General features: G+C 68.0%; 22 protein-coding genes and 1 tRNA gene. 13 read left to right on the forward strand and 10 right to left on the reverse strand.

Features of this window, described 5'->3' with window-relative positions:
• Nucleotides 1-2 precede the first annotated feature (2 nt).
• Genes BMW54_RS13220 through BMW54_RS13230 form a run of 3 tightly spaced genes read left to right on the forward strand, consistent with a single transcriptional unit; the run spans nucleotide 3 to nucleotide 2424 of the window.
• Nucleotides 3-290, forward strand: coding sequence for a PepSY domain-containing protein (locus tag BMW54_RS13220; RefSeq protein ID WP_090056732.1), 288 nt, complete (start codon nucleotides 3-5; stop codon nucleotides 288-290).
• Nucleotides 290-982, forward strand: coding sequence for a response regulator transcription factor (locus BMW54_RS13225; protein WP_036115892.1), 693 nt, complete (start codon nucleotides 290-292; stop codon nucleotides 980-982). Before BMW54_RS13220 ends, BMW54_RS13225 begins: the two co-directional genes overlap by 1 nt.
• A 56-nt stretch (nucleotides 983-1038) precedes the next feature.
• Nucleotides 1039-2424, forward strand: coding sequence for an ATP-binding protein (locus BMW54_RS13230; RefSeq protein WP_090056734.1), 1386 nt, complete (start codon nucleotides 1039-1041; stop codon nucleotides 2422-2424).
• Here BMW54_RS13230 and BMW54_RS13235 read toward each other — a convergent pair.
• On the reverse strand, nucleotides 2421-3194 hold the full coding sequence (locus BMW54_RS13235; RefSeq protein WP_254779331.1) for a M90 family metallopeptidase: 774 nt from the start codon (nucleotides 3192-3194) through the stop codon (nucleotides 2421-2423). The two genes, BMW54_RS13230 and BMW54_RS13235, sit on opposite strands and share 4 nt — an antisense overlap.
• Before the next feature lie 19 nt (nucleotides 3195-3213).
• Complete coding sequence (locus BMW54_RS13240; RefSeq protein WP_090056738.1) at nucleotides 3214-3546, reverse strand: hypothetical protein; 333 nt, start codon at nucleotides 3544-3546, stop codon at nucleotides 3214-3216.
• Between the two features lie 202 nt (nucleotides 3547-3748).
• Between BMW54_RS13240 and BMW54_RS13245 the strand changes: the two genes are divergently transcribed.
• From BMW54_RS13245 to BMW54_RS13260, 4 genes are all read left to right on the forward strand, one after another.
• On the forward strand, nucleotides 3749-4729 hold the full coding sequence (locus BMW54_RS13245; RefSeq protein ID WP_090056740.1) for a biotin--[acetyl-CoA-carboxylase] ligase: 981 nt from the start codon (nucleotides 3749-3751) through the stop codon (nucleotides 4727-4729).
• The gene (locus tag BMW54_RS13250) at nucleotides 4726-5484 is read left to right on the forward strand and encodes a type III pantothenate kinase (RefSeq protein WP_090056743.1); all 759 of its coding nucleotides are present in this window, start codon (nucleotides 4726-4728) and stop codon (nucleotides 5482-5484) included. The genes BMW54_RS13245 and BMW54_RS13250 overlap by 4 nt, the downstream gene beginning before the upstream one ends.
• A gap of 63 nt (nucleotides 5485-5547) precedes the next feature.
• Nucleotides 5548-6348 carry an SPOR domain-containing protein gene (locus tag BMW54_RS13255; RefSeq protein WP_090056745.1) on the forward strand — a complete coding sequence of 267 codons (801 nt, stop codon included), beginning with the start codon at nucleotides 5548-5550 and terminating at the stop codon, nucleotides 6346-6348.
• Between the two features lie 16 nt (nucleotides 6349-6364).
• Nucleotides 6365-6440: transfer RNA gene (locus BMW54_RS13260), tRNA-Thr, on the forward strand.
• A gap of 89 nt (nucleotides 6441-6529) precedes the next feature.
• Here BMW54_RS13260 and BMW54_RS13265 read toward each other — a convergent pair.
• Nucleotides 6530-7720: a hypothetical protein gene (locus tag BMW54_RS13265; RefSeq protein WP_090056747.1), complete on the reverse strand. Its 1191-nt coding sequence runs from the start codon at nucleotides 7718-7720 to the stop codon at nucleotides 6530-6532.
• Between the two features lie 195 nt (nucleotides 7721-7915).
• Complete coding sequence (locus tag BMW54_RS13270; RefSeq protein WP_090056748.1) at nucleotides 7916-8815, reverse strand: LysR family transcriptional regulator; 900 nt, start codon at nucleotides 8813-8815, stop codon at nucleotides 7916-7918.
• 198 nt (nucleotides 8816-9013) lie between these two features.
• Here BMW54_RS13270 and rocF point away from each other — a divergent pair, with 198 nt between their 5' ends.
• From rocF to BMW54_RS13285, 3 genes are all read left to right on the forward strand, one after another.
• The gene (gene rocF / locus BMW54_RS13275; protein ID WP_090056751.1) at nucleotides 9014-9934 is read left to right on the forward strand and encodes an arginase; all 921 of its coding nucleotides are present in this window, start codon (nucleotides 9014-9016) and stop codon (nucleotides 9932-9934) included.
• A 299-nt stretch (nucleotides 9935-10233) separates the two neighbouring features.
• Nucleotides 10234-11718, forward strand: coding sequence for a tryptophan--tRNA ligase (locus BMW54_RS13280; protein ID WP_343124119.1), 1485 nt, complete (start codon nucleotides 10234-10236; stop codon nucleotides 11716-11718).
• A 1-nt stretch (nucleotide 11719) separates the two neighbouring features.
• The gene (locus tag BMW54_RS13285) at nucleotides 11720-12046 is read left to right on the forward strand and encodes a hypothetical protein (protein WP_090056756.1); all 327 of its coding nucleotides are present in this window, start codon (nucleotides 11720-11722) and stop codon (nucleotides 12044-12046) included.
• A gap of 387 nt (nucleotides 12047-12433) precedes the next feature.
• Here BMW54_RS13285 and BMW54_RS13290 read toward each other — a convergent pair whose 3' ends face one another.
• The 5 genes from BMW54_RS13290 to pdhA all read right to left on the reverse strand — a co-directional run bounded on the left by BMW54_RS13290 (nucleotide 12434) and on the right by pdhA (nucleotide 16976).
• A complete protein-coding gene (locus BMW54_RS13290) occupies nucleotides 12434-12814 on the reverse strand; it encodes a VOC family protein (protein WP_090056759.1) in 381 nt (126 codons plus the stop codon).
• A gap of 64 nt (nucleotides 12815-12878) precedes the next feature.
• Nucleotides 12879-13343, reverse strand: coding sequence for a YehS family protein (locus BMW54_RS13295; RefSeq protein ID WP_090056761.1), 465 nt, complete (start codon nucleotides 13341-13343; stop codon nucleotides 12879-12881).
• 173 nt (nucleotides 13344-13516) lie between these two features.
• A complete protein-coding gene (locus BMW54_RS13300; RefSeq protein ID WP_090056763.1) occupies nucleotides 13517-14893 on the reverse strand; it encodes a dihydrolipoamide acetyltransferase family protein in 1377 nt (458 codons plus the stop codon).
• 13 nt (nucleotides 14894-14906) lie between these two features.
• Nucleotides 14907-15887 (reverse strand): alpha-ketoacid dehydrogenase subunit beta, encoded by a 981-nt coding sequence (locus BMW54_RS13305; RefSeq protein ID WP_090056766.1) that lies wholly within the window; start codon nucleotides 15885-15887, stop codon nucleotides 14907-14909.
• Between the two features lie 12 nt (nucleotides 15888-15899).
• Nucleotides 15900-16976, reverse strand: coding sequence for a pyruvate dehydrogenase (acetyl-transferring) E1 component subunit alpha (pdhA, locus tag BMW54_RS13310; RefSeq protein WP_090056769.1), 1077 nt, complete (start codon nucleotides 16974-16976; stop codon nucleotides 15900-15902).
• Between the two features lie 219 nt (nucleotides 16977-17195).
• Between pdhA and BMW54_RS13315 the strand changes: the two genes are divergently transcribed.
• Complete coding sequence (locus BMW54_RS13315; protein ID WP_175472864.1) at nucleotides 17196-18050, forward strand: tryptophan 2,3-dioxygenase; 855 nt, start codon at nucleotides 17196-17198, stop codon at nucleotides 18048-18050.
• 182 nt (nucleotides 18051-18232) lie between these two features.
• Nucleotides 18233-19738, forward strand: a complete 1506-nt coding sequence (locus BMW54_RS13320; protein WP_090056770.1) for a peptide MFS transporter — start codon at nucleotides 18233-18235, stop codon at nucleotides 19736-19738.
• Between the two features lie 87 nt (nucleotides 19739-19825).
• Here the strand turns inward: BMW54_RS13320 and BMW54_RS13325 are convergent, their stop codons facing one another.
• Nucleotides 19826-20272 (reverse strand): MarR family winged helix-turn-helix transcriptional regulator, encoded by a 447-nt coding sequence (locus tag BMW54_RS13325; RefSeq protein WP_090056773.1) that lies wholly within the window; start codon nucleotides 20270-20272, stop codon nucleotides 19826-19828.
• A gap of 88 nt (nucleotides 20273-20360) precedes the next feature.
• On the opposite strand from BMW54_RS13325, the gene hppD reads away from it, so the two are divergent.
• Complete coding sequence (gene hppD, locus BMW54_RS13330; protein WP_090056776.1) at nucleotides 20361-21449, forward strand: 4-hydroxyphenylpyruvate dioxygenase; 1089 nt, start codon at nucleotides 20361-20363, stop codon at nucleotides 21447-21449.
• The last annotated feature ends 102 nt before the right edge of the window (nucleotides 21450-21551 follow it).

Consider the following 21551-nt stretch of genomic DNA (forward strand, 5'->3'; position numbering starts at 1 on the left):
ACATGAAAATCACGTTTCGCCCGCTATTTTTCGCCGCACTCTGCCTCGTCTTGCCCGCCGCCGCCCTCGCCGACCAGTCGCTGACGCTGGAGCAGGCCGTGAGCAAGGTGCAGAAAGATACCGGGGGGAAAGTGCTGTCGGCGGATACGCGGCTCGTCGAGCGCGGCCGGATCACCGAATACCGGGTCAAGGTGCTCACCCTCGACGGACACGTGAAGGTCGTGCCGATCCGAACCGAAACCGCCAAGCCCCTGGACGCCAGCGCCGGGGATAACAAGGAGAAACATTGATGCGAATCCTGCTCGTAGAGGACGAGGCCCCGCTGCGCGAGACCCTCGCCGCGCGCCTGAAGCGCGACGGCTTCGCCGTCGATGCCGCCCAGGATGGCGAAGAAGGCCTGTACCTCGGTCGCGAAGTGCCGTTCGACCTGGCCATCATCGACCTGGGCCTGCCCAAGCTCTCGGGCATGGACCTGGTCAAGGCCCTGCGCGAGCACGGACAGCGCTACCCGATCCTCATCCTCACCGCGCGCGGCAGCTGGCAGGACAAGGTCGAGGGCCTGAAGCACGGCGCCGACGACTACCTGGTGAAGCCGTTCCACGTCGAGGAACTGCTCGCGCGCATCAACGCGCTGGTCCGCCGGGCGAGCGGCTGGTCCAAGCCCGTGCTGGCCTGCGGGCCGATCAAGCTCGACACCACGGCGCAGACGGTCACCGTCGAGGGCCGCCAGGTCGACCTCACCAGCTACGAATACAAGGTGCTGGAGTACCTGATGCTGCATGCGGGCGAGCTCGTCTCGAAGGCCGACCTCACGGAGCACATCTACCAGCAGGATTTCGACCGCGATTCGAACGTGCTCGAGGTCTTCATCGGCCGCCTGCGCCGCAAGCTCGATCCGGAAAGCGCGCTGAAGCCCATCGAAACCGTGCGTGGTCGCGGCTATCGTTTCGCGATCCCGCGTAACGAAGCGGACGAAGACTGATGGACTCGCGGGCGACGCGGCCAAGACGGCGCGTCGCCCCACGGTAATCTCGGAGCATGGACAACGCTTCACCGACCCGACGCCGGCCCCTCTCGCTGGCCGCGCGAGCGGCCCTCGCGACCGGCTTCGCGCTCGCCGCCTTCCTCGGCCTGACCGGTCTCGCCCAGAACAAGGCGAACTACGCGTCCGAGCTGTCGGCGATGCACGATCGCCTGCACAACTACGCCATCGCGTACATCACCGGCACCGACATCACGCGCGCCGGCAAGGTCACGACACCCGACAGCCAGCCGAACCCAGACTTCTCGCGTCCGGGTTCGGGCCTCTACGCGATCATCGTCGGCAACGACGGCTTCCGCTGGGAGTCGTCGTCCGCGCTCGGGCGCGACTTCGACTTCGTGCGGATGCTCTCGCCCGGCGAAACCGCCTTCGAGCCCGTGGAGACCCGCAGTGGCAAGCTCTACGTCTTCAGTTACGGCGTGTCGCTGGACAGCACGGAGAAGCGCAGCGTCCCGCTGACCTTCGCCGTGGCGCAGACCGAAGACCAGTTCGAGCGGCAGGTCGCCACGTACCGCCGCACGCAGTTCCTGTGGCTGGCGATGCTCGGCATGATGCTCATGCTGCTGCAGCTGTTCCTGCTGCGCTGGAGCCTGCTGCCGTTGCGCCGCGTGTCGAGCGATCTCGCGCACATCGAACGCGGCTCGCGCGATCACCTCGACGGCCCGTATCCCGTCGAACTCACGGTGCTGACCCGTCGCCTCAACGCGTTCATCGACAGCGAGCGCGAGCAGCGCACGCGCTACCGCGACACGCTCGCGGACCTCGCGCACAGCCTGAAGACGCCGCTGGCGGTGATCCGCTCGCAGCTGGAAACCGGTGGCGACGCGGGCAATCTTCGCGGCGAGCTGCTCGACCAGGTCCGCCGCATGGACGAGATCGTCGCCTACCAGCTCTCGCGCGCCGCGACGTCGGGCCGACGCACGATCGCGTCCGTCGAACCCATCGCGCCGCACGCCGAGGATCTCGTGCAGAGCCTCGAGAAGGTGTACGCGGCGAAGAACGTGCTGTGCGAGTTCGAGATCGAGGACGGCGTGACGTTCCCGGGCGAGCAGGGCGACCTGCTCGAACTGATGGGCAACCTCGTCGAGAACGCGTTCAAGTGGGCGTCGCACCGCGTGCTGCTCACCGCGCGCTCGGTGGGCAAGATGCGCGGCCGCAGCGGCCTCGAACTCATCGTGGAGGACGACGGCCCGGGCATTCCCGACGACAAGATCGAAAGCATCCTGCAGCGCGGCGTGCGCGGCGACGAACGGGTGCAGGGCCACGGCATCGGTCTGTCGATCGTGCAGGACATCGTCAAGGCGTATCAGGGCGAGCTCAACGTCGATCGCTCGGAGGAACTGGGTGGTGCGCGCTTCTGCGTGAAGCTGCCGCCGCCTTAGCGGCCGCGCAACCCGGGCGAAGGCCCGTAGAAGGCCTCCAGCAGCGCCGCCACCGCGGGCTCCGCCTCCCGCAACGCCTGCGGCTGCGAGAAATGCAGCTCGCTCGTCACCGCGAAATACTCCTCCGGCGCCTCGGCCGCATACGGGTCGATCGTCGTATGCCGGCCACGGTCGAGCGCTTTGGACAGGGTGTCGAAACCGCGCTGCATCGTCGCGATCCATTCGCGTCGGTTCATCGCCGCCGGCAACGGCGGCACGCCGTTCGCCGGTCCCGCGAGCATGTCGAGCTTGTGGGCCATCTCGTGGATCACGACGTTGAACCCGTCCCACGGCGCTTCGAGGTCCAGCGCGACATCGGCCAGCGAGAGGATCATCGGTCCGCGATCCCACGCCTCGCCGATGAGCGTGTCGTCGCTGTCGGTGACGACGCCGGTGCGCGCGTCGCGATGGCTGCGCCGCACGTTGAACTCGCCGGGATAGACGAGCACGTTCGTCCAGCCCTTGAAGGCCCGCGGGCCACGGGGCAGGGCGGGGAGGCTGGCCTGCATCGCGATCGCCAGCCGCCAGAAGTCGTCCAGGGCGGCGTCGCCCATGGCGTGGAAACGCTTGGTGTGCAGGAACGTCGCGGCGAGCTGGCGCAGGTAATGCGCGCGCGGCGCATCGAGGGCGCGCGCGAGCGGGACGCGCGCGATGGCCTGCTTCCACAGCGCATCGTCGATGGGCGGCACGGGCGCGCGAAAGCGCCCGATCAACGACTGAAGAAAGCCCACGACGATCGACCGAAACGAATCAGAGCATGGATCCCGGAAGCAGCGACTGCCAGCTCGGGACCGACGAGCGCAGCGGCGACACGTCGTCGCGCGACATGTCGGCATCCACGGGCGGCGCGACCGTGCCGGCCGAGGTGTCGCGGCGGGAGCTGGACGGGCGGGCGGGCACGATGTCGCCGCCACCGCCGTTGTCCCTGCCGGACTGCGCCGAGCGCGAGCTGCCTTCGAACGACGACGACGCACCGCTGCCGCTCGCGGAGAGCAGACCACTGGGGTCGATGTCGGAAGCGGCGGCGGTGCCGGCGGCACCGACGAGGCACAGACATCCGAAGATGTACGGTCTGGCGTTCATCGGTAAACCCTGCAGCCCCTCGAGGGACGAAGAGGGGGACGGCCGATCCTCGCAGAAATTTCACCCGGCTGCCAGTGCAGGACGTCCCCGGCGGTCGTCCCCGGCCCGATGCGGGCGAAATCCGCGCCGCTGCCCTAGAATCGGCGGATGTCCCGGACCTCCCCACCCCCGACAGCGGCCGCCTGACGGCCCACGGCACCCCATGCTCGCACGCGACCTCCTCGATGCCCTCGCCGGTGGCGACGCCGTGTCCGGCGCGGCCCTGGCCCGCAAGGCCGGCGTCACGCGCGCCGCGGTCTGGAAACAGATCGAAGCCCTGCGACTGAAGGGCGTGCCCGTGGAGGCGAAGGTCGGGGGCGGCTACCGCCTGCCATGGCCGACCGAACTGCTGGACGGCCAGCGCATCCGTGCCGGGCTGGCGCCGGCGACCTCGGCGCAGGTCGGCATGCTCGAGGTGCACTGGGAGATCGACTCCACGTCGAGCGAGATCGCACGCCGCATCCCGGTGCTGGACGATCTCGCGTTCGTCATGGCCGAAACGCAGTCCGCCGGGCGGGGCCGCCGCGGCCGCCCCTGGCTGTCGCCTCCCGGCATGAATCTCTACCTCTCCGTGCTCAAGCGCTTCGACGGCGGCTTCGCGTCGCTGTCCGGCCTGTCGCTCGCCGTCGGGGTGATGCTCGTGCGTGCCCTCGGCGAACTCGGGATCCGCACGGCGGGGCTGAAGTGGCCGAACGACGTGCTCGCCGGCAACGCGAAGCTCGCTGGCATCCTCGTCGAGTTGTCCGGCGAGTATTCCGGTCCGTGCGCCGCCGTGATCGGCGTCGGCCTCAACATCCGCCTTCCCGACAGCGTGCACGAACGGGCCGGCCAGCCGATCACCGACCTCGCCTCGATCGTCGGCGGCGACCCGCCGGGCCGCAACCACATCGCGACGGTCGTGGTCACCGAGCTGGCCGAGGGTCTGCGCACCTTCGAGCGCCATGGCTTCGCCGCCTTCGCTGACGAATACGCGGCGAACGACCTGCTGCGCGACGTGCCGTTGCGCATCCTGGATCCCCGCGGGGACTTCGAGGCGGTGGGCGAAGGCGTCGACGAGCGCGGCGCCCTGCGCGTGCGCGTCGCCGACGGGTCGGTCGTCACCGTCGACAGCGCGGAAGTGTCCGTCCGCCGGAGCGCGCCATGATCCTGTTGCTCGACCTCGGCAACACGCGCCTGAAGTTCGCGCTGCTGGACGGCGACGACTTCGTGCATCGTGGCGCGTTCGGCTGGGACGCCGACATCGCGCACGAACTCGCCACGCTGTGGGCGACGTGGCCGGCACCGGAGCACGTCGTGGGCGCGTCGGTCGTCGACACCGCGCGGGAGACCGCCGTCGCCGTGGCGGCGGGAAAGGCCTTCGATCGCGATCCCGTGTGGGTCCGCACACCGGCGCACGCCTGCGGCGTCACCAACGCCTATCCGGAACATGCACGGCTCGGCGTGGATCGCTTCCTCGCCATGGTGGACGCGTTCGCTGCGGGACGCGCGCCGTGCGTCCTCGCCAGCGTCGGCACCGCACTCACGCTCGATGCGCTGGACGCGACCGGTCGTCATCTGGGTGGCTGGATCGCGCCCGGGCCACTGCTCATGCAGCAGTCGGTGCTTGGCGCGACGGTGCAGGTCCGCCCCGATCGCGGCGGCAGCGTCCTCGACCTCGCCGACAACACGGCGGACGGCCTCGCCTCCGGTTGCTGGCAGGCTTGCGCTGCGCTGGTCGATCGCTTCGTCGATCGCACGGCGCCGATGCTCGGCGGCCATCCGGTCGTGACCCTTGGCGGCGGCGATGCCGACCTGCTCGCGCCGCTGCTCCAGCGCGACGTCGCGGTGGTGCCCGATGCCGTGCTGCGCGGACTCGCGGTGTGGGCGAAGTCGCATGTCGTTTCCGGCAATATCGCCTAGAATCCCGACGCCGCCGGTTCTGACAGGGGAACGCGCGCAGGCCCCTCCGCACCCGAGGCCACCATGCTGCTGCGTTTGCTGTTCGTACTGTTGATCGCCCTCAATATCGCGGTGGCCGCGTGGCTGCTGCTGGGCGATTCGGGTACGCCGGCGATCGATCCGAACGACGGCGGCGTGCCGAAACTCAAGCTGCTCGCCGAGCTACCGGAACCCGCGGCGACGACGCCGGCTCCGGCGACGTCCGCCCGCACCGTCGCACCCGCCGCGCCGGAGAAATCCACGAGCGTCGCGCTTCCCGCGATGCCGGCGAAGGCGGCGTCCGAATCGCCGGTCGTCCCGCCAGCGATCGCCCCGAAGCCTGCCGCGACGGCCGCCGCGCCGAACGCGCCGACCAGTCCGCGTCGCAGCTACCGCTGCCTCGCCATCGGTCCGTTCGCCAACCAGGTGGACCTCCGCGCCGCGCGCGGCGCCATCGCCTCGCGCACCGCGCGCAGCCGGCAGCGCCAGGAGCAGACCAGCGAATCGCGCGGCTGGCGCGTCTTCCTTCCCGCGCAGGCCACGCGCGAGCAGGCGCTGGCGCAGGCGCGTCGCCTGGAAGCGAAAGGCATCAAGGATTACTTCGTCGTCACCGCGCAGGGCGAGCTGCAGAACTCCGTCGCCCTCGGCCTCTTCCACGACCCGGCCAATGCGCGGAAACGCCGAGACGAGGTGGTCGCCGCGGGTTTCCCGGCCCGCATGAGCGAGCGCACGGAAACGACGCCCGTCTGGTGGCTCGACGTCGTCGTCCCCGAGGAAGCCGGCGGCGACATCCGCCGGGGCATCCGCACCCCCGGCGTCGCGGCGCGAACGACCGGTTGCTTCTGATAGAATCCCCGCCTTCGCCGGCATAGCTCAGTTGGTAGAGCAACCGCCTTGTAAGCGGTAGGTCCCCAGTTCGAATCCGGGTGTCGGCACCATCCATCGTGCGACGTCGATCGTATGAAGTAAGGGCTCCCCGCCTTGGCGAGCCCTTTCTCTCCATCGACCGCTGGCCCGTCGTGGCGGTTCACCATGTAGCCCATGGCGGCACGATGAGCCGCTCGCGCCGGACCGGCCTTACGCTCAGTCTCATCCACGTATTGAGCAAGTAGCGTGGCGATCCGCCGAACGCGGTCGTGACTCCCATAAGTTGCTCCGCGTCGGGCACTGCGGGATTGCTCAGCCAGCAGTACATGGCCCAGTGAAAGGCCTGTGGGCCGAAATGCCTGAATGCGTCGGCCTCGGTTATCGGCGGCTGGTGCGGCGCGTACGGGAAGCCCTGCGGAACACTCGACGCGTTGTCGCCGTCCGCCTTGTCGTAGGCGTGTTCTATCCAGCGCTCGCCCGAGTTCAGATTTCGGTAGAGAAGTTCACCGACGTCCAGCGCCGGGATGCCCCAGTCGCTGAAGCCGTCGATCGTGAGGCCACAGATGGCCTTCGCGATCGTGCTGTAAGGTTGGAGGGCTTCGGTGTTCGCCCGGCTATCCGTGCGATGCAAGATCTTCCGAAGTGGATGATTGGGATCCATCTCGTCGATGTCGTCGCAGATCGCGCCGGCCATCTCGTACTGGCGTGGTGCCACGTAATTCTTGTAGAGCACGCCATTTTCCGACGTGATACCGAAGAAGAAGCCTCCGCCACCGGCCTCGCCGATGCGGGGGGCACCACGCACGGGGCGTGTCCGTCGCTGCGGGGTCGACCGGCGCCCCGCACCCGCGTGTCGCCCTTCGCGGCGGGGATGCCTCACCCGTTCACGATCGGTCCGAAGGCCCTCGAGCAGCCGGCCGGTAGCTGATGAACGATCCACAAGCGGAATGTCTCCGTTGATGAGATAGCATCTGTGGTGATCGTATTGGACGGCGATCCCGGTATAGCGGTTTCGCAGTCGCACCGAGAAGAAGGTGAGTTGCGACTGGCCTTCGGGTACCAGACCCAGGTAGCCCCAGGGCAGTTCCACGTCGATCGACGAAACATCCGGGTCGTACTGGAAATCGACCCCGAAACCGAAGAGGCCCACCTCGATATCGAAGGTGGATGGGTCGGTCACGATGCCCCGGACAGTGCAGACGATCGGCTCCCACGGCTTGGGAATCGTGCGGATGTCGAGTGCGTAATTAATCTCGCCGTTGCTGCTTTCGAACCAGGGCACGATGTCGAGCGGAATCGTCAGGTACTCGCCGACGAAGGACTTGGTTCCTGCGGTGCTGATCCTGGACATGTCTGGTCTCCTCCATGAGATGTGTGCCTCGCGGTCGGTTCGCCGCGCGCGATCGATTGTCGACCTCGACCGCGGCCTCGCGCAAAGCGTCGGTTTGCATACGATTCCATGTACCCCAGTGGGGTACGCCGTTCGGACCGAATCCGCATCGAAGTTTTTCGACCGGGTAACGCCAGACCGGACGGACGCGCACGATCAACTTGCTGCGATGGCGCTCAACCTTTGCCGCAGAAAATCCCGCAACCGCTGCACCGCCGGCGTCAGCTGTGAGCGGTGCGCGCTGACGAGATTCAGAGGCGAGCGTTCGCCCTGGTCGGGGAGCAGGTCGACGAGCCGGCCGGCGGCGAGATCGTCGGCGACATCGATCATCGACTTGTAGACGATCCCTTTCCCCGCGACGCCCCAGCGGCGCGTGACTTCGGCGTCGTCGCTGATGCGGTCGCCCGACACCTTCACCGTACGAGGGCCGCCTCGCAGGTCGAACGTCCAGCGGTCGTAGACGATGTCGCCCCAGACGAAGCACAGGCAATTGTGTTCGCCGAGATCGTCGGGATGGGTCGGCGTGCCGTGCTTCGCGAGGTAATCGGGCGACGCGCAGAGCACGCGTCGATTGTCCGGGACGAGCGGCTGCGCGACGAGGCCCGAATCGTCGAGCGTGCCGTAGCGGATCGCCGCGTCGATGGGGTGGCGGTGCAGGTCCGCCGAGCGATCGCTGATGCGCAATTGCAGGCAGATGGCCGGGTGCTCGGCCTGGAACGCGTCGAACCACGGCAGTAGTACGTTGCGTCCGAGATCGGACGGCACGGACAGCCGCAACGGGCCGGCGATCTCGCCGCGACTCTCGGCCAGCGTGCGCGAGCCACCCGCCAGCGCGTCGAGCATCGCCCGCGCATGCGGCAGATAACGCTCGCCGTCGTCGGACAGTCGCATGCTGCGGGTCGAGCGCACGAAGAGCCGCGTGCCGAGTTCGCGCTCGAGCCGCTGCACGGCGTTGCTGACCATGGCCGGCGTGCTGTCGGCGAGCCGGGCGGCCGCCGAGAAGCTGCCCGCGTCGGCGGTCTGGACGAAGAGCTGCACGTCGTCGAGTCGGATCATTTTCGGCGCTTTGCGGAAAGTGTTTGCCCATGGTGCCCGTTTTTCGCGTCCTCGCGGAAGACGACGATGGCAGGGCGACGCGCTGCGCGTGATCGGCTGGATGTGGCGCGCTAGGCGACGGATGGACTGCCGCGCTGCAACGTGGCTGTTTCATGGGCGGGTGTAGACTTCGGGAGTTATCACCGAGCCGTCCCCTCCATGAGTCCTCTCACCCGTTCCGTCGCCCTCGTGGGCGCCCCCACCGATATCGGCGCCGGCCATCGCGGCAGCTCGATGGGGCCGGAGGCGCTTCGCGTCGCCCGGCTCGCCGAGCGCCTCGCGAAGCGCGGCATGCACGTCGTCGATCGCGGCAATTTGGCCGGGCCACTGAATCCGTGGCAGCCCCCGGTCGACGGCTATCGCCACCTCGACGCCGTCGTGGCGTGGAACACGGCGCTGCACGACGCGATCTACGGCGAACTTCGCGAGGGCAGGCTGCCGATCCTCCTGGGCGGTGACCACTGCCTGGCGATCGGTTCGATTTCGGCGGTCGCGCGCCACTGTCGCGAGACGGGGAAGAAGCTGCGCGTGCTCTGGCTCGACGCGCACGCCGACTTCAACACCAGTGCGATCACCCCGTCCGGCAACATCCACGGCATGCCGGTGGCGTGCCTTTGCGGCCATGGCCCGGATGTGCTCACGCGCATCGGTGGCACGGTGCCCGCCACGTCGCCCGATGTATTCCGGCAGGTCGGCATCCGATCGGTGGATGAGGGCGAGAAGCGCTTCGTGCACGAGGTCGGGCTCGACATCTACGACATGCGCTACATCGACGAGATCGGCATCAAGGCGGCGATGGAAGAGGCGCTGGCCGGGGTCGACGAGGACACCCACCTGCACGTGAGCTTCGACGTCGACTTCCTCGATCCGTCGATCGCCCCCGGTGTCGGCACCACGGTGCGCGGCGGGCCGAACTACCGCGAGGCGCAGCTGGTGATGGAGATGATCGCGGATACGGGCCGCGTCGGCTCGCTCGACATCGTCGAGCTGAATCCGGCCTTCGACAAGCGCAACCAGACGGCCAAGCTGGCGGTCGACCTCGTCGAGTCGCTGTTCGGCAAGTCGACCCTGATGCGCTGAGCGAAGCATTGTGGGGGCGGCCCCGGCCGCGACGGCTTCCTGATGCCTTGATCGAAGCATTGTGGGAGCGGACCTGGCCGCGACGGCCTTTCGCGGGGCGTCACAGGCCCTGTCGCTCCTCGCGAAAAACTGTCGCGGCCAGGTCCGCTCCCACAGCGACACGCCGTCGCGGCCAGGTCCGCTCCCACAGCGACACGCCGTCGCGGCCAGGTCCGCTCCCACGGCGACACGCCGTCGCGGCCAGGTCCGCTCCCACAGCGACACGCCATCGCGGCCAGGTTCGCTCCCACAGCGACGGGATGTCGCGGCCGCGGCCGCTCCCACAGGCCGCTCCCCGCGGGCTAGACTTGGACGGTTTCCGTCGTCAGGTTCGAAGGCTTCCCATGCACACCCGCGTTCTCACCGGCATCACCACGACCGGCACGCCGCATCTCGGCAACTACGTCGGTGCCGTCCGGCCGGCGGTCCTTGCCAGCAAGGATCCGAACGTCGACGCGTTCTACTTCATGGCCGACTACCACGCCCTGATCAAGAGCGACGACGCCGATCGCGTGGAGGCCTCCCGCCTCAAGATCGCCGCCACCTGGCTGGCCGCGGGCCTCGACCCGAACACGGCCACCTTCTACCGCCAGTCGGACATCCCCGAGGTGACCGAGCTCATGTGGCTGCTGACGTGCGTCACGGCCAAGGGCCTGCTCAACCGCGCGCACGCGTACAAGGCGGCGGTGGATCGCAACATCGAGAACCAGGAAGACGCCGATGCGGGCGTCACCGCGGGCCTGTACATGTACCCCGTGCTGATGGCGGCCGACATCCTCGCGTTCAACGCGAACAAGGTGCCCGTCGGACGCGACCAGATCCAGCACATCGAAATGGCGCGCGACATCGCGCAGCGCTTCAACCACACCTACGGTCGTGACTTCTTCGTCATGCCCGAAGCGCACATCGAGGAGCAGGTGGCGACGCTGCCGGGCCTCGATGGTCGCAAGATGTCGAAGAGCTACGACAACACGATTCCGCTCTTCGAGGGCGGCGCGAAGGGCATGCGCGAGGCGATCATGAAGATCGTGACCGATTCGCGCCTCCCGGGCGAGCCGAAAGAGACGGACGACTCCTCGCTGTTCACCATCTTCAAGGCGTTCGCGTCGCCGGCGGAAACGGCCGCGTTCGCTGAGGCGTTGCATGGTGGCCTCGGCTGGGGCGACGCGAAGCAGGCCCTGTTCGAGCGCGTGGAGGCCGACATCGGCCCGATGCGCGAGCGGTATGAAGCTCTGATGGCGAAGCCGGACGACATGGAGGACATCCTCCTCGCCGGTGCCGCGAAGGCGCGCGCGATCGCCGGCCCCCTGGTCGAGACGCTGCGGGAGGCCGTCGGTCTGCGCCGATCGAGCTCCGCGTTGAAGGCGGCCGCGGCTCCCGCGGCGGCTCCCTCGATAGCGAAGGCGAAGCCGCCGCGCATCGCCAGCTTCCGCGATACCGACGGCAGCTTCCGTTTCCGCCTGTTCGGCGGCGATGGCGAGGAACTGCTGCTGTCCAGCGCGTTCGTCGACCCGAAGGCGGCCGGCGCGGTGCGCCAGACGCTCGGCACGCTGGGCGGCGCGAACGCCGCCATCGAGGCGCAGGGCGACGCGGTCGTCCTGTCGATCGACGGTAATGCGGTCGCTTCGGGTGCGTTGCCTGCCGACGAGGGCGCCCGTGCGGCGCACGTGCAGCGCGTGCGTGCCGCCCTCGACGCACTCGCCGCCGCGACGGCGGAAGAAGCGGCGGCGAAGCGGAAAGCCTGACATGCGCTACCTCGCGATCATGCTGCTGGCGCCGTGGTTGATCGTGCTGGGCTGGGCCTACTGGGCCTACCCGAAATCGCTGCCGCGGAACGTCACGCGTCGCTCGTTCGACGTGCTCGCGCTGCTCGCGGCGACGGTCGCGGCGATCCAGTCGGCAGTGGTGGCTTACGACGCCGTCGAGCTGCCGGCCGCCGACGAATTTGGGCCGAAGAGCGGAGCGATCTGGCAGCAGGTCGTACCCGCTCTTTACGGCTACGGCGCCTTCCTCGCCGTGCTGCTTGTCGCGCTGATCGTCCGGCAGATGGTGTGGAAGCGTAAGGCTTCGTAGGAATCGCCGATACGATCGGCTCCCACCCTTTGGTAGCGAGCTCACGACCCGAGGGTGGGAGCCGTTCGCATCGGCGATCGCAGGCCCCTCGGTAGCAAGGTCACTACCGGAGGGTGGGAGCCGATCGCATCGGCGATCTCCAGGCCCCTCGGTAGCGAGGTCAATACCGGAGGGAGGAAGCCGATCGCATCGGCGATCTCAGGCCCCTCGGTAGCGAGGTCACTACCGGAGGGTGGGAGCCGATCGCATCGGCGATCTCCAGGCCCCTCGGTAGCGAGGTCAATACCGGAGGGAGGAAGCCGATCGCATCGGCGATCTCCAGGCCCCTCGGTAGCGAGGTCACTACCGGAGGGTGGGAGCCGATCGCATCGGCGATCGCAGGTCGCCTTAGTCCCACCGATTCGTATGCGGCCCGAAGTCCTCGGTCTGCCTGCGCACGATGCAGAAGCGATGGCCCGTCGGCGCCTCCATCACCCACCAGCGCTTCACGAAGCCGATCCGCTTCGCCCCCAGCGCCTCCAGTCGCGCGGCTTCGGCGTCGAGGTCGTCCGTTTCGATGTCCAGATGCACGCGACTGGGATGATCGACGCACTGGATGAGGATCTTCAGCTCGTCCGGTGCCGTCTCCAGCGACGCGTACCGTCCATCGCCATCTTCGTCGGGATTTTCCACCGGCTTACCGAGCGCGCGGCTCCAGAAAGTCGTGGCCGCGGCCAGGTCGGTGCCCTGGCAGTCGATGACGAGGTTGCAGAGCCTGCTGCGGTGCATGGTCGATGCCTCCGTGACACGGAACACCGACGCTAGCAGCGGCCGCGCGGAGACCGCGTGACGCTCAGGCGCCGCGCAGGCGCAGCGTCAGGCCCTTCAGGAAATTGCGCAGGAACTGGTCGCCGCAGAGGCGGAAATTGCTGTGCTTCGGCTGCCGGAAGAGGGCGTTGATCTCCCCCTTCGACACGCGGAAGCCGGCCTCGCCCATGATCGCGAGGATGTCGTCTTCCTTCAGCTCGAACGCCACGCGCAGCTTCTTCAGCACCACGTTGTTGTTGACGCGGGTTTCGACCGGGCGCGGCGGCTGGCTTTCGTCGCGGCCGCGACGATGGACGATGAGGCCATCGAGGAAATGCGCCATGGCGGCGTCGGGCATCTCGACGAAGCCCGGCTCGTCTTCCTTGCGCAACCAGGGTTCGACCTGTTCGCGCGTGGCGGGAAAGCCGGAGAGCTTCATGATCTCGACGACGTGGACGTCGCCGAGGTCGAGCATGTAGCGGACGCTACGGAGGGTGTCGTTGTTGAGCATGGCGGGAAGGATACCGCGCGAGCGGTGGCAGCGTCGCCGGCCCTTGCGTAACCTCCATCGGGACTTGTGACTCGCGGCCTCAAAACATGTCGCGCGCAGGGCGCGCTCCTACAGTGCGGCGTTGTAGGAGCGCGCCCTGCGCGCGAATGAGGGCAGGGCGGCGTCGCCGCGTCTTACTGCGGCAGGCCCAGATCGTCGAGCATCGCCTTCAGGAAGCGCGCGGCTTCCCCGCCCGTGGCGGCGCGGTGGTCGAAGGTCAGCGACAGCGGCATGCGGCGGTGCACTTCGATGCCGCCCATCACGGCGACGACGTCGTGGCTGAGCTTGCCGGCACCGACGATGGCGACCGTCGGCGGCACGACGACCGGCGTGGCGTAGCGGCCGGCGAACATGCCGAAGTTGGACAAGCTGATCGTGTAGCCGGAGAGCTCCGACGCCGGGATGCTGCGATCCTCGACGGAGGTGCGCAGGCGCTTGATCGCGGCGCGGACGCCCGCGCCGTCGAGCACGTCGGCGTTGCGCAGGGCCGGCACGAACAGGCCGTCCTCGGTATCCACGGCGATGCCGACGTCCACGTGCGGGTGCAGGGTGCGGGTCAGCGTCTTGCCGTCGAACCAGGCGTTGAGCGCCGGCACCGTCTTGCAGGCGACCACGATCGCGCGGATCAGGCGGGCGGTGATGTCCTGCTTGCCGATCCAGGCGTGCAGGTCGGCGTCGTCGACGAGCGTGGTCGGGACGACCTGCGCGTGCGCATCGGCCATGACGCGCGCCATGTTGCGGCGAACGCCCTTGAGCTGTTCCGGCTGACCCATCGCGTCCTTGCCCGGGGGCGCGGTGCGGACGGCCTTGCCGGCGAGCGACACGGGCGTGCGCGTCGGTGCCGGGCCCGGCTCGGGCAGTGTCGGCGCGAGGTGCTGCGCGGCGGCCGAACGGACCGGCGCGGCGCCCAGGGCGGCGCTGCCGTTGGCCGCGGCGGCCTTGACGTCGGCCATGGTGATGACGCCGCCGGCGCCCGTGGGCTGCACGCGGGTCAGGTCGACCTTGAGCTTCTTCGCGGCGGCGCGCACGGCCGGCACGGCCTTGACGCCGCCGGCGCTGGACACCTGCTCGGTGTGCACGGCGTTGCCGCTGACCATGGCGCCGACCACGGTGCCTTCGTCTTCGCGCTCGCCGCCGGACTCGATCTCGCCACCGTCGTCGGACGCGACGACCTTGTGGCTATCGTCGGCCGCCGGGCTGCCGACGCCCTTCTTCGGGCCATGGTGGTGGCCGGTGGATTCGGCCTCGGCGCGCTGGCGGGCGTTCGGGTCGATCTCGAACTCGGCCAGTGGCGCGCCGGTCTCGATGATGTCGCCGGCGGCGCCGTGCAGCTTCTTCACGGTGCCGGAGTAGGGCGACGGCACGTCGACGACGGCCTTCGCGGTTTCCATCGACACCAGCGGGGCGTCGAGCTTGATGGTGTCGCCTTCCTTGACGTGCCACTCGACGACGGTCGCGTCGGGCAGGCCTTCGCCGAGGTCCGGCAGGAAAAAGGTCTTGATGTCGGCCATGGGTATCGGTTCCTCAGGAGGCGGCGAGCGTGCGCTCGGCGGCTTCGACGATGCGTTCGACGCTGGGGAGGTACTTCATCTCCAGGCGGAACAGCGGGATGTGGGTATCGAAGCCGGTGACGCGCTCGACCGGCGCGAGCAGGCTGTAGAGGCACTCCTCGGACAGGCGCGCGGCGATCTCGGCGCCGAAGCCGGCGGTCTTCGGGGCTTCGTGCACGATGACGCAGCGGCCGGTCTTCGTGACCGATTCGGCGATCGTGTCGAAGTCGAGCGGGGTCAGCGTCGCGACGTCGATGACTTCGGCGCTGATGCCCTTCTGCGCGAGCTCGTCGGCGGCCTCGAGGCATTCCTTCACCTGCGCGCCCCAGGTCACGAGCGTCACGTCGGTGCCGTCGCGCAGCACGAAGCAGACGTCGAGCGGCAGCGCCTCGCCGTCGTCCGGCACTTCTTCCTTGTACTGGCGATAGATGCGCTTCGGCTCGAAGAAGATCACGGGATCCGGGTCACGGATCGCGGCGAGCAGCAGGCCGTACGCCCGCGCCGGCGACGAAGGCATCACGACGCGCAGGCCCGGGATGTTGGTGAACAGGTGCTCGTTCGCCTCGGAGTGGTGCTCCGGCGCGCGGATGCCGCCACCCCAGGGCGCGCGCCACACGGCGGGCACGGTGATGCGGCCGCGCGTGCGGTTGCGCATGCGGGCGGCGTGGCAGGCGATGTGCTCCATCATCGGGTAGATGAAGCCTTCGAACTGCGCTTCCGCGACGGGCTTCATGCCCTGCGCGGCGAGGCCGACCGTGAGGCCGGCGATGGTGCCTTCGTCCAGCGGCGTGTCGATGACGCGCATGTCGCCGAACTGTTCCTGCAGGCCCTGCGTGGCGCGGAACACGCCGCCGTTGACGCCGACGTCCTCGCCGAGCACCACGACGCTGTCGTCGTTGCGCATCTCGTAGGCGAGCGCCTGGGTCACCGCTTCGATGAGAGTGATTTGTGCCATGGGAAGGGATCCTTACTTGCGATCGAGGGAAGCAACGAGCTCGCGCTGCTTTTCGAGGTCGGCCGGGAGTTCGGCGTACAGGTAGTCGAACATCGCCGTCGCCGGCTGGTTCTTCGTCTCCAGGTACGCGTTGACCTCGTTGTCCATCCAGTCGTCGCACTCGGCCTTCCAGGCCTCTTCCTTCGCGTCGTCCCACTTGCCCTTGGCTTCGAGCCACTTGCGCAGGCGCGGCACCGGGTCGCGTTCCCACGCGTCCTTCACTTCCTGCTCGCCGCGATAACGGCGCGCGTCGTCGGCCGTGGTGTGGTCGCCGAGGCGGTAGGTCACCGCTTCGATCACGCTGCCGCCCTGACCCGAGCGCGCGCGCTCGAGCGCGTCTTCCATCGCCTTGCGCACGGCGATGATGTCGTTGCCGTCCACCTGGACGCAGTACAGGCCGGCCGCGATGCCCTTCTGGGCCAGCGTGCCGGAACCGCTCTGGATGCGGCGGGGCACGGAGATCGCCCACTGGTTGTTCACGATCACCGCCACCAGCGGCAGCTGCTGCGCGCCGGCGACGTTGATGGCGCCGTAGAAGTCGCCCTTCGACGAGCCGCCGTCACCGATCGTGCAGACCGCGACGCGCGGTTCGTTGCGGATCTTGAACGCCAGCGCCGAGCCGGCGGCGTGCAGGCACTGGGTGCCGATGGGCACGCACCAGGCGAAGTCGTGGGCGGGCGCGTCGGCGAAATCGTTGCCGCGCTCGTCGCCGCCCCAGTAGGTGTAGACCTCGCGCGGCTTCACGCCGCGATACAGCTGCGCGCCGTACTCGCGATACGATACGGCGAGGGAATCCTCGCGGCGCATGGCGCTGCCGATGCCCACGTGCGCGGCTTCGTGGCCGAGGCACGAGGCGTAGGTGCCCAGCTTGCCGGTGCGCTGCAGCGCGATCGACTTGGCGTCGAACACGCGGGTGGACACCATGAGCTTGTAGAGCTCGACCATGTGGTCGAGGTCCTTGGCGAATTCGGGGAGTTCCTTACCGGTTTCCTTGCCGTCCTGGTCAAGGTATTGCAGGTATTCGATTTCGAACTTGGCGGCGATGGACACGACTCGCTCCCAGGGGAAGGTTAGAAACGACACGCACGAGTGGGGAAGCGGCCGGGCCCATCCAGCGGGGCGCGACTAGCTTTTGGGTTCTTGCGAGCCGGACTAGATATCAGGGGTATTATGGCCCGGCAAGGTACGGCGCAGCACGATCGACCCTGCGCAGGCGGCCGAAATGGCGGCGTGGCGCGCCCTGCGACCCCGTCAACCCCCGATGTGAAGATGCCCATGGCCAACCCGCAGCGCGACCTCGAACCCGGTATCCGCACCGATCTCGACGGGCGCCTCACCTATGGCGAATACCTGAAGCTCGACCAGGTGCTCACCGCGCAGCACCCCCGCAGCGAGCCGGCGCACCACGACGAGATGCTCTTCATCGTGCAGCACCAGACCTCGGAGCTGTGGCTGAAGCTGATGATCCACGAGCTGGACGCCGCGCTGGCGCGCCTGCGCCGCGACGATGTCGACGGCACGCTGAAAGTTCTTGCGAGGGTGAAGCAGATCCAGCGGCAGCTCTACGAGCAGTGGGGCGTGCTGGAGACCCTCACCCCTGCCGAATACCTGCAGTTCCGCGACGTCCTGGGGCCTTCGTCCGGATTCCAATCGTTGCAGTACCGCATGGTCGAGTTCCTGCTCGGCAACAAGCACGCCGACATGCTGCGCGTGTTCGAGCATGATCCCGTGGCGCACGAGCGGCTCCGGGCCGTGTTCGAGGCCCCGGGCCTGTACGACGAATACCTGCGCTACCTCGCCCGCCGCGGCCATCCCGTGCCCGCCGAACTGCTGGCCCGCGACCTGACCCAGCCGTGGCGCAGCCAGCCGTCGCTCCTGCCCGTCTTCAAGCGCATCTACGAGGACACCGCGAACTTCTGGCCTGAGTACCATCTCAGCGAGGAGCTCGTGGACATCGAGGAAGCGTTCCAGCTCTGGCGCTTCCGCCACATGAAGACGGTGGAGCGCATCATCGGCTTCCGCCCCGGCACCGGCGGCTCGTCCGGCGTGGCCTTCCTGCGCAAGGCGCTGGAGCAGAGCTTCTTCCCGGAGCTCATCGAGGTCCGCACCATCCTGGGCACGTGAGCGCGATCAGTGGGAGCGGACCTGGCCGCGACCGCTCTTCGCCGGAAGCGACAGGGCCTGCGACGCCTCGCGAAAAGCGGTCGCGGCCAGGTCCGCTCCAACGGGCGGTCGTCACCTTTCGATTTGACGCACGGGGCCGCTCCGGCTAAACACCCTGCACGCATTCGTCTTCAAGGGAAGCCATGACAGCCACCGCCCACGCCGCCGCGCGGCCCGTACCCGAGTATCCGCAGACCCTCGGCCACCCGCGTCCGCTGTGGATGCTGTTCATGACCGAGTTCTGGGAGCGGTTCGCGTTCTACGGCATGCGCTGGGCGCTGACGCTGTACATCGTCGCCGAATTCTTCAACGGCGACGCCTCGGGCCAGGGCTACGCCAGCCGCACCTACGGCGCCTATCTCGCGCTCGTCTACGCCTCGGCGATCTTCGGCGGCTACGTCGCCGACCGGATCCTCGGCTACCAGCGCTCCATCCTGCTCGGCGCCGCCGTGATGGGCGCCGGCCTGTTCATGGTGATGGTGCCGAACGAACAGGTGTTCCTCGCCGGCCTGGCCACCGTGATCGTCGGCAACGGCCTGTTCAAACCGAACATCTCGTCGCTCGTGGGCCAGATCTACCCCGTCGGCGACGACCGGCGCGATCGCGGTTTCACCATCTTCTACATGGGCATCAACCTCGGCGGTTTCCTCGCGCCGCTGGTCACGGGCTGGCTCGCTTCCGTGATCACCGATACGCCGCTGCAGCAGAACTACAAGGCCGTGTTCGCCGCGACCGGCATCGGCATGGTGATCTGCTTCATCTGGTTCCTGCTTGGCCGTTCGCAGCTGAAGGGCGTGGGCGTGCCGCCGCCGGAACGCCACGAGGGCAAGAGCTTCGTCGGCGTGATCGTCGGCATCCTCGTCGCCATTCCGCTCGTGTACCTGCTGATGGCGAAGGCGGGCGCGATCTTCATCGCGTGGTTGCTCGGCATCCTCTTCATCGGCGTGGCCGCGATGCTCGTGATCGAGGCCGTGCGCCACGACCGCATCCAGATCCACCGCGTCGTGGCGATGCTGCTGCTCTTCACGTTCAACGTGCTGTTCTGGATGTTCTTCGAGCAGGCCGGCAGCTCGTTCAACTTCCTCGCGCAGAACATCGTGGACCGCCAGATGTTCGGCTGGGAATTCCCCACCGGCTGGTTCCAGTCGGTGAACTCCGCCGCGATCCTCGTCTTCGCGCCGGTCGTGGCGCTGGCGTGGGCGTGGTCGTCGCGCTTCCGCAAGGAGCCGTCGATCCCGCGCAAGTTCGGCCTCGGCCTGATCTTCAACGCGCTGGGCTTCCTGGTGCTGATGTACGCGCTGAAGGGCCTGGTGGACGGCCGCGGGCTGATCCCGTTCTGGCCGCTGGCGGCGTGCTACGTGCTGCAGACGATCGGCGAGCTGTGCCTGTCGCCGATCGGCCTGTCGATGGTGACCAAGCTGGCGCCGATCCGCGTCGTCGGCCTCGCCATGGGCGGCTGGTTCCTCTCCACCGCCATCGGCAACAACCTCTCGGGCCTGCTTGCGGGCCACATCAGCGGCGAGACCGGCATGACCGTGGACTCGGCGCTCTCGGGCTTCACCTTCAGCTTCGAGCTCCTCGTCGGCGCGGGCATCGTGCTCTTCCTGATCGCCCCGCTGATCAACCGCCTGATGCACGGGGTGAAATAAGGCCCCGCATTCGCTCCCCGGCACCCCGGTCGCGACGACCGGGCTACCGGAGGGTGGGAGCCGATCGTATCGGCGATCCGGCTCGCCTCAGGCCAGGAGCTTGTCCAGGATCCGGTCCAGCTGCACCCGTTCGGCCTCGTCCAGCTTCGCCAGCAGCTCCCGCTCGTGGGCGCGGGCCAATGGCGCCACTTCGTCGTGAATCGCCCAGCCGGCGTCCGACAGCTTCAGCACCGAGCGGCGCTTGTCGCCGTCGTGCGTGCCGCGGTCGACCCGGCCCGCCTCGACCAGCCGGGCCACGGCGCGGCTCACCGCGACCTTGTCCATCGCCGTCCGCTCCACCACTTCACGGGCCGAGACCTCCGGAAAGCGCGCGAGGATCGTCATGACGCGCCACTCGGTCATGCTGAGCTGGAAGCGCTCCACGTACTCCGCCGCGATGCCCTGGCTCACCGTGTTCGACAGGATCGAAAGCCGGTAGGGCAGGAAGTGCTCCAGTTCGAGCGGCGCGTGCGCGGGTACGGCTTCGGGAATCATGCTGCACAGGTCCTTGCAAATGGTTACAGGTGAAACTATAACGGGCATCATGACGGCGCAAGCCGTCCCCCAGCCAGGAGTATCGCCCATGAGCGCCCAGCCCAATATCGGTATGGAAGTCACCACGTTCGAAAACCCGCAGGGTGTCGATGGCTTCGAGTTCGTCGAGTTCGCCGCGCCGGACCCGGCGCTGCTGCATACCTTGTTCCCGAAGCTGGGCTTCACCGCGGTGGCGAAGCACAAGACGAAGAAGGTCACCCTGTACCGCCAGGGCGACTGCAACTTCCTCGTCAACGAAGAGCCCGATTCGTTCGCCGCCGATTTCGTCGCGCAGCACGGCCCGAGCGCGTGCGGCTTCGCCATCCGCTTCAACCGCCCGGCGACGGACGTCCAGGCCACCGCGCTGTCCAACGGCGCCGAGAAGATCACGAACAAGCCGGGCACGCTCGCGCTCGACGTCCCGACGATCCAGGGCATCGGCGGCTGCGCGCTGTACCTCGTGGATACCTACGGCGACAAGGGCGAGGTGTACGAGAGCGAGTTCGAGTGGATCCCGGGCGTCGATCGCCATCCGAAGGGTTTCGGCCTCACCTTCATCGACCACCTGACCCACAACCTGCACTTCGGCAACATGGAGAAGTGGTCGGAGTACTACGAGCGCCTGTTCAACTTCCGCGAGATCCGCTACTTCGACATCAAGGGTGCGAAGACCGGCCTCGTCTCGAAGGCGATGACGGCGCCGGACGGCATGGTCCGCATCCCGCTCAATGAATCGTCGGACGAGAAGTCGCAGATCAACGAATACCTGCGCGAGTACAACGGCGAAGGCATCCAGCACATCGCGCTGTTCACGGACGACATCTACGCGTCGGTGGAAGCCATGCGGGCGCTCGACGTGGCGTTCCTCGATACGCCGGACACCTACTACGAGGTGATCGACATCCGCGTGCCGGATCATGGCGAGGACATCCCGCGCCTGCAGAAGAACAAGCTGCTGATCGACGCCGACGACGAAACCAAGAAGAAGCTGCTGCTGCAGATCTTCACGCAGAACAACATCGGCCCGATCTTCTTCGAGATCATCCAGCGCAAGGGCAACGAGGGCTTCGGCAACGGCAACTTCAAGGCGCTGTTCGAGTCGATCGAACGCGACCAGATGCGCCGCGGCGTGCTTTGACCGGATGACGAGGTGGGAGCGCGCTCGCGCGCGAATGGGTGCTCGAGGCAAGCTCCCTTCGCGCGCAAGCGCGCTCCCACCCCACCTTGCTGACAACCCCGG

This window comes from Luteibacter sp. 329MFSha (assembly GCF_900111665.1).
Taxonomy (GTDB): Bacteria; Pseudomonadota; Gammaproteobacteria; order Xanthomonadales; family Rhodanobacteraceae; genus Luteibacter.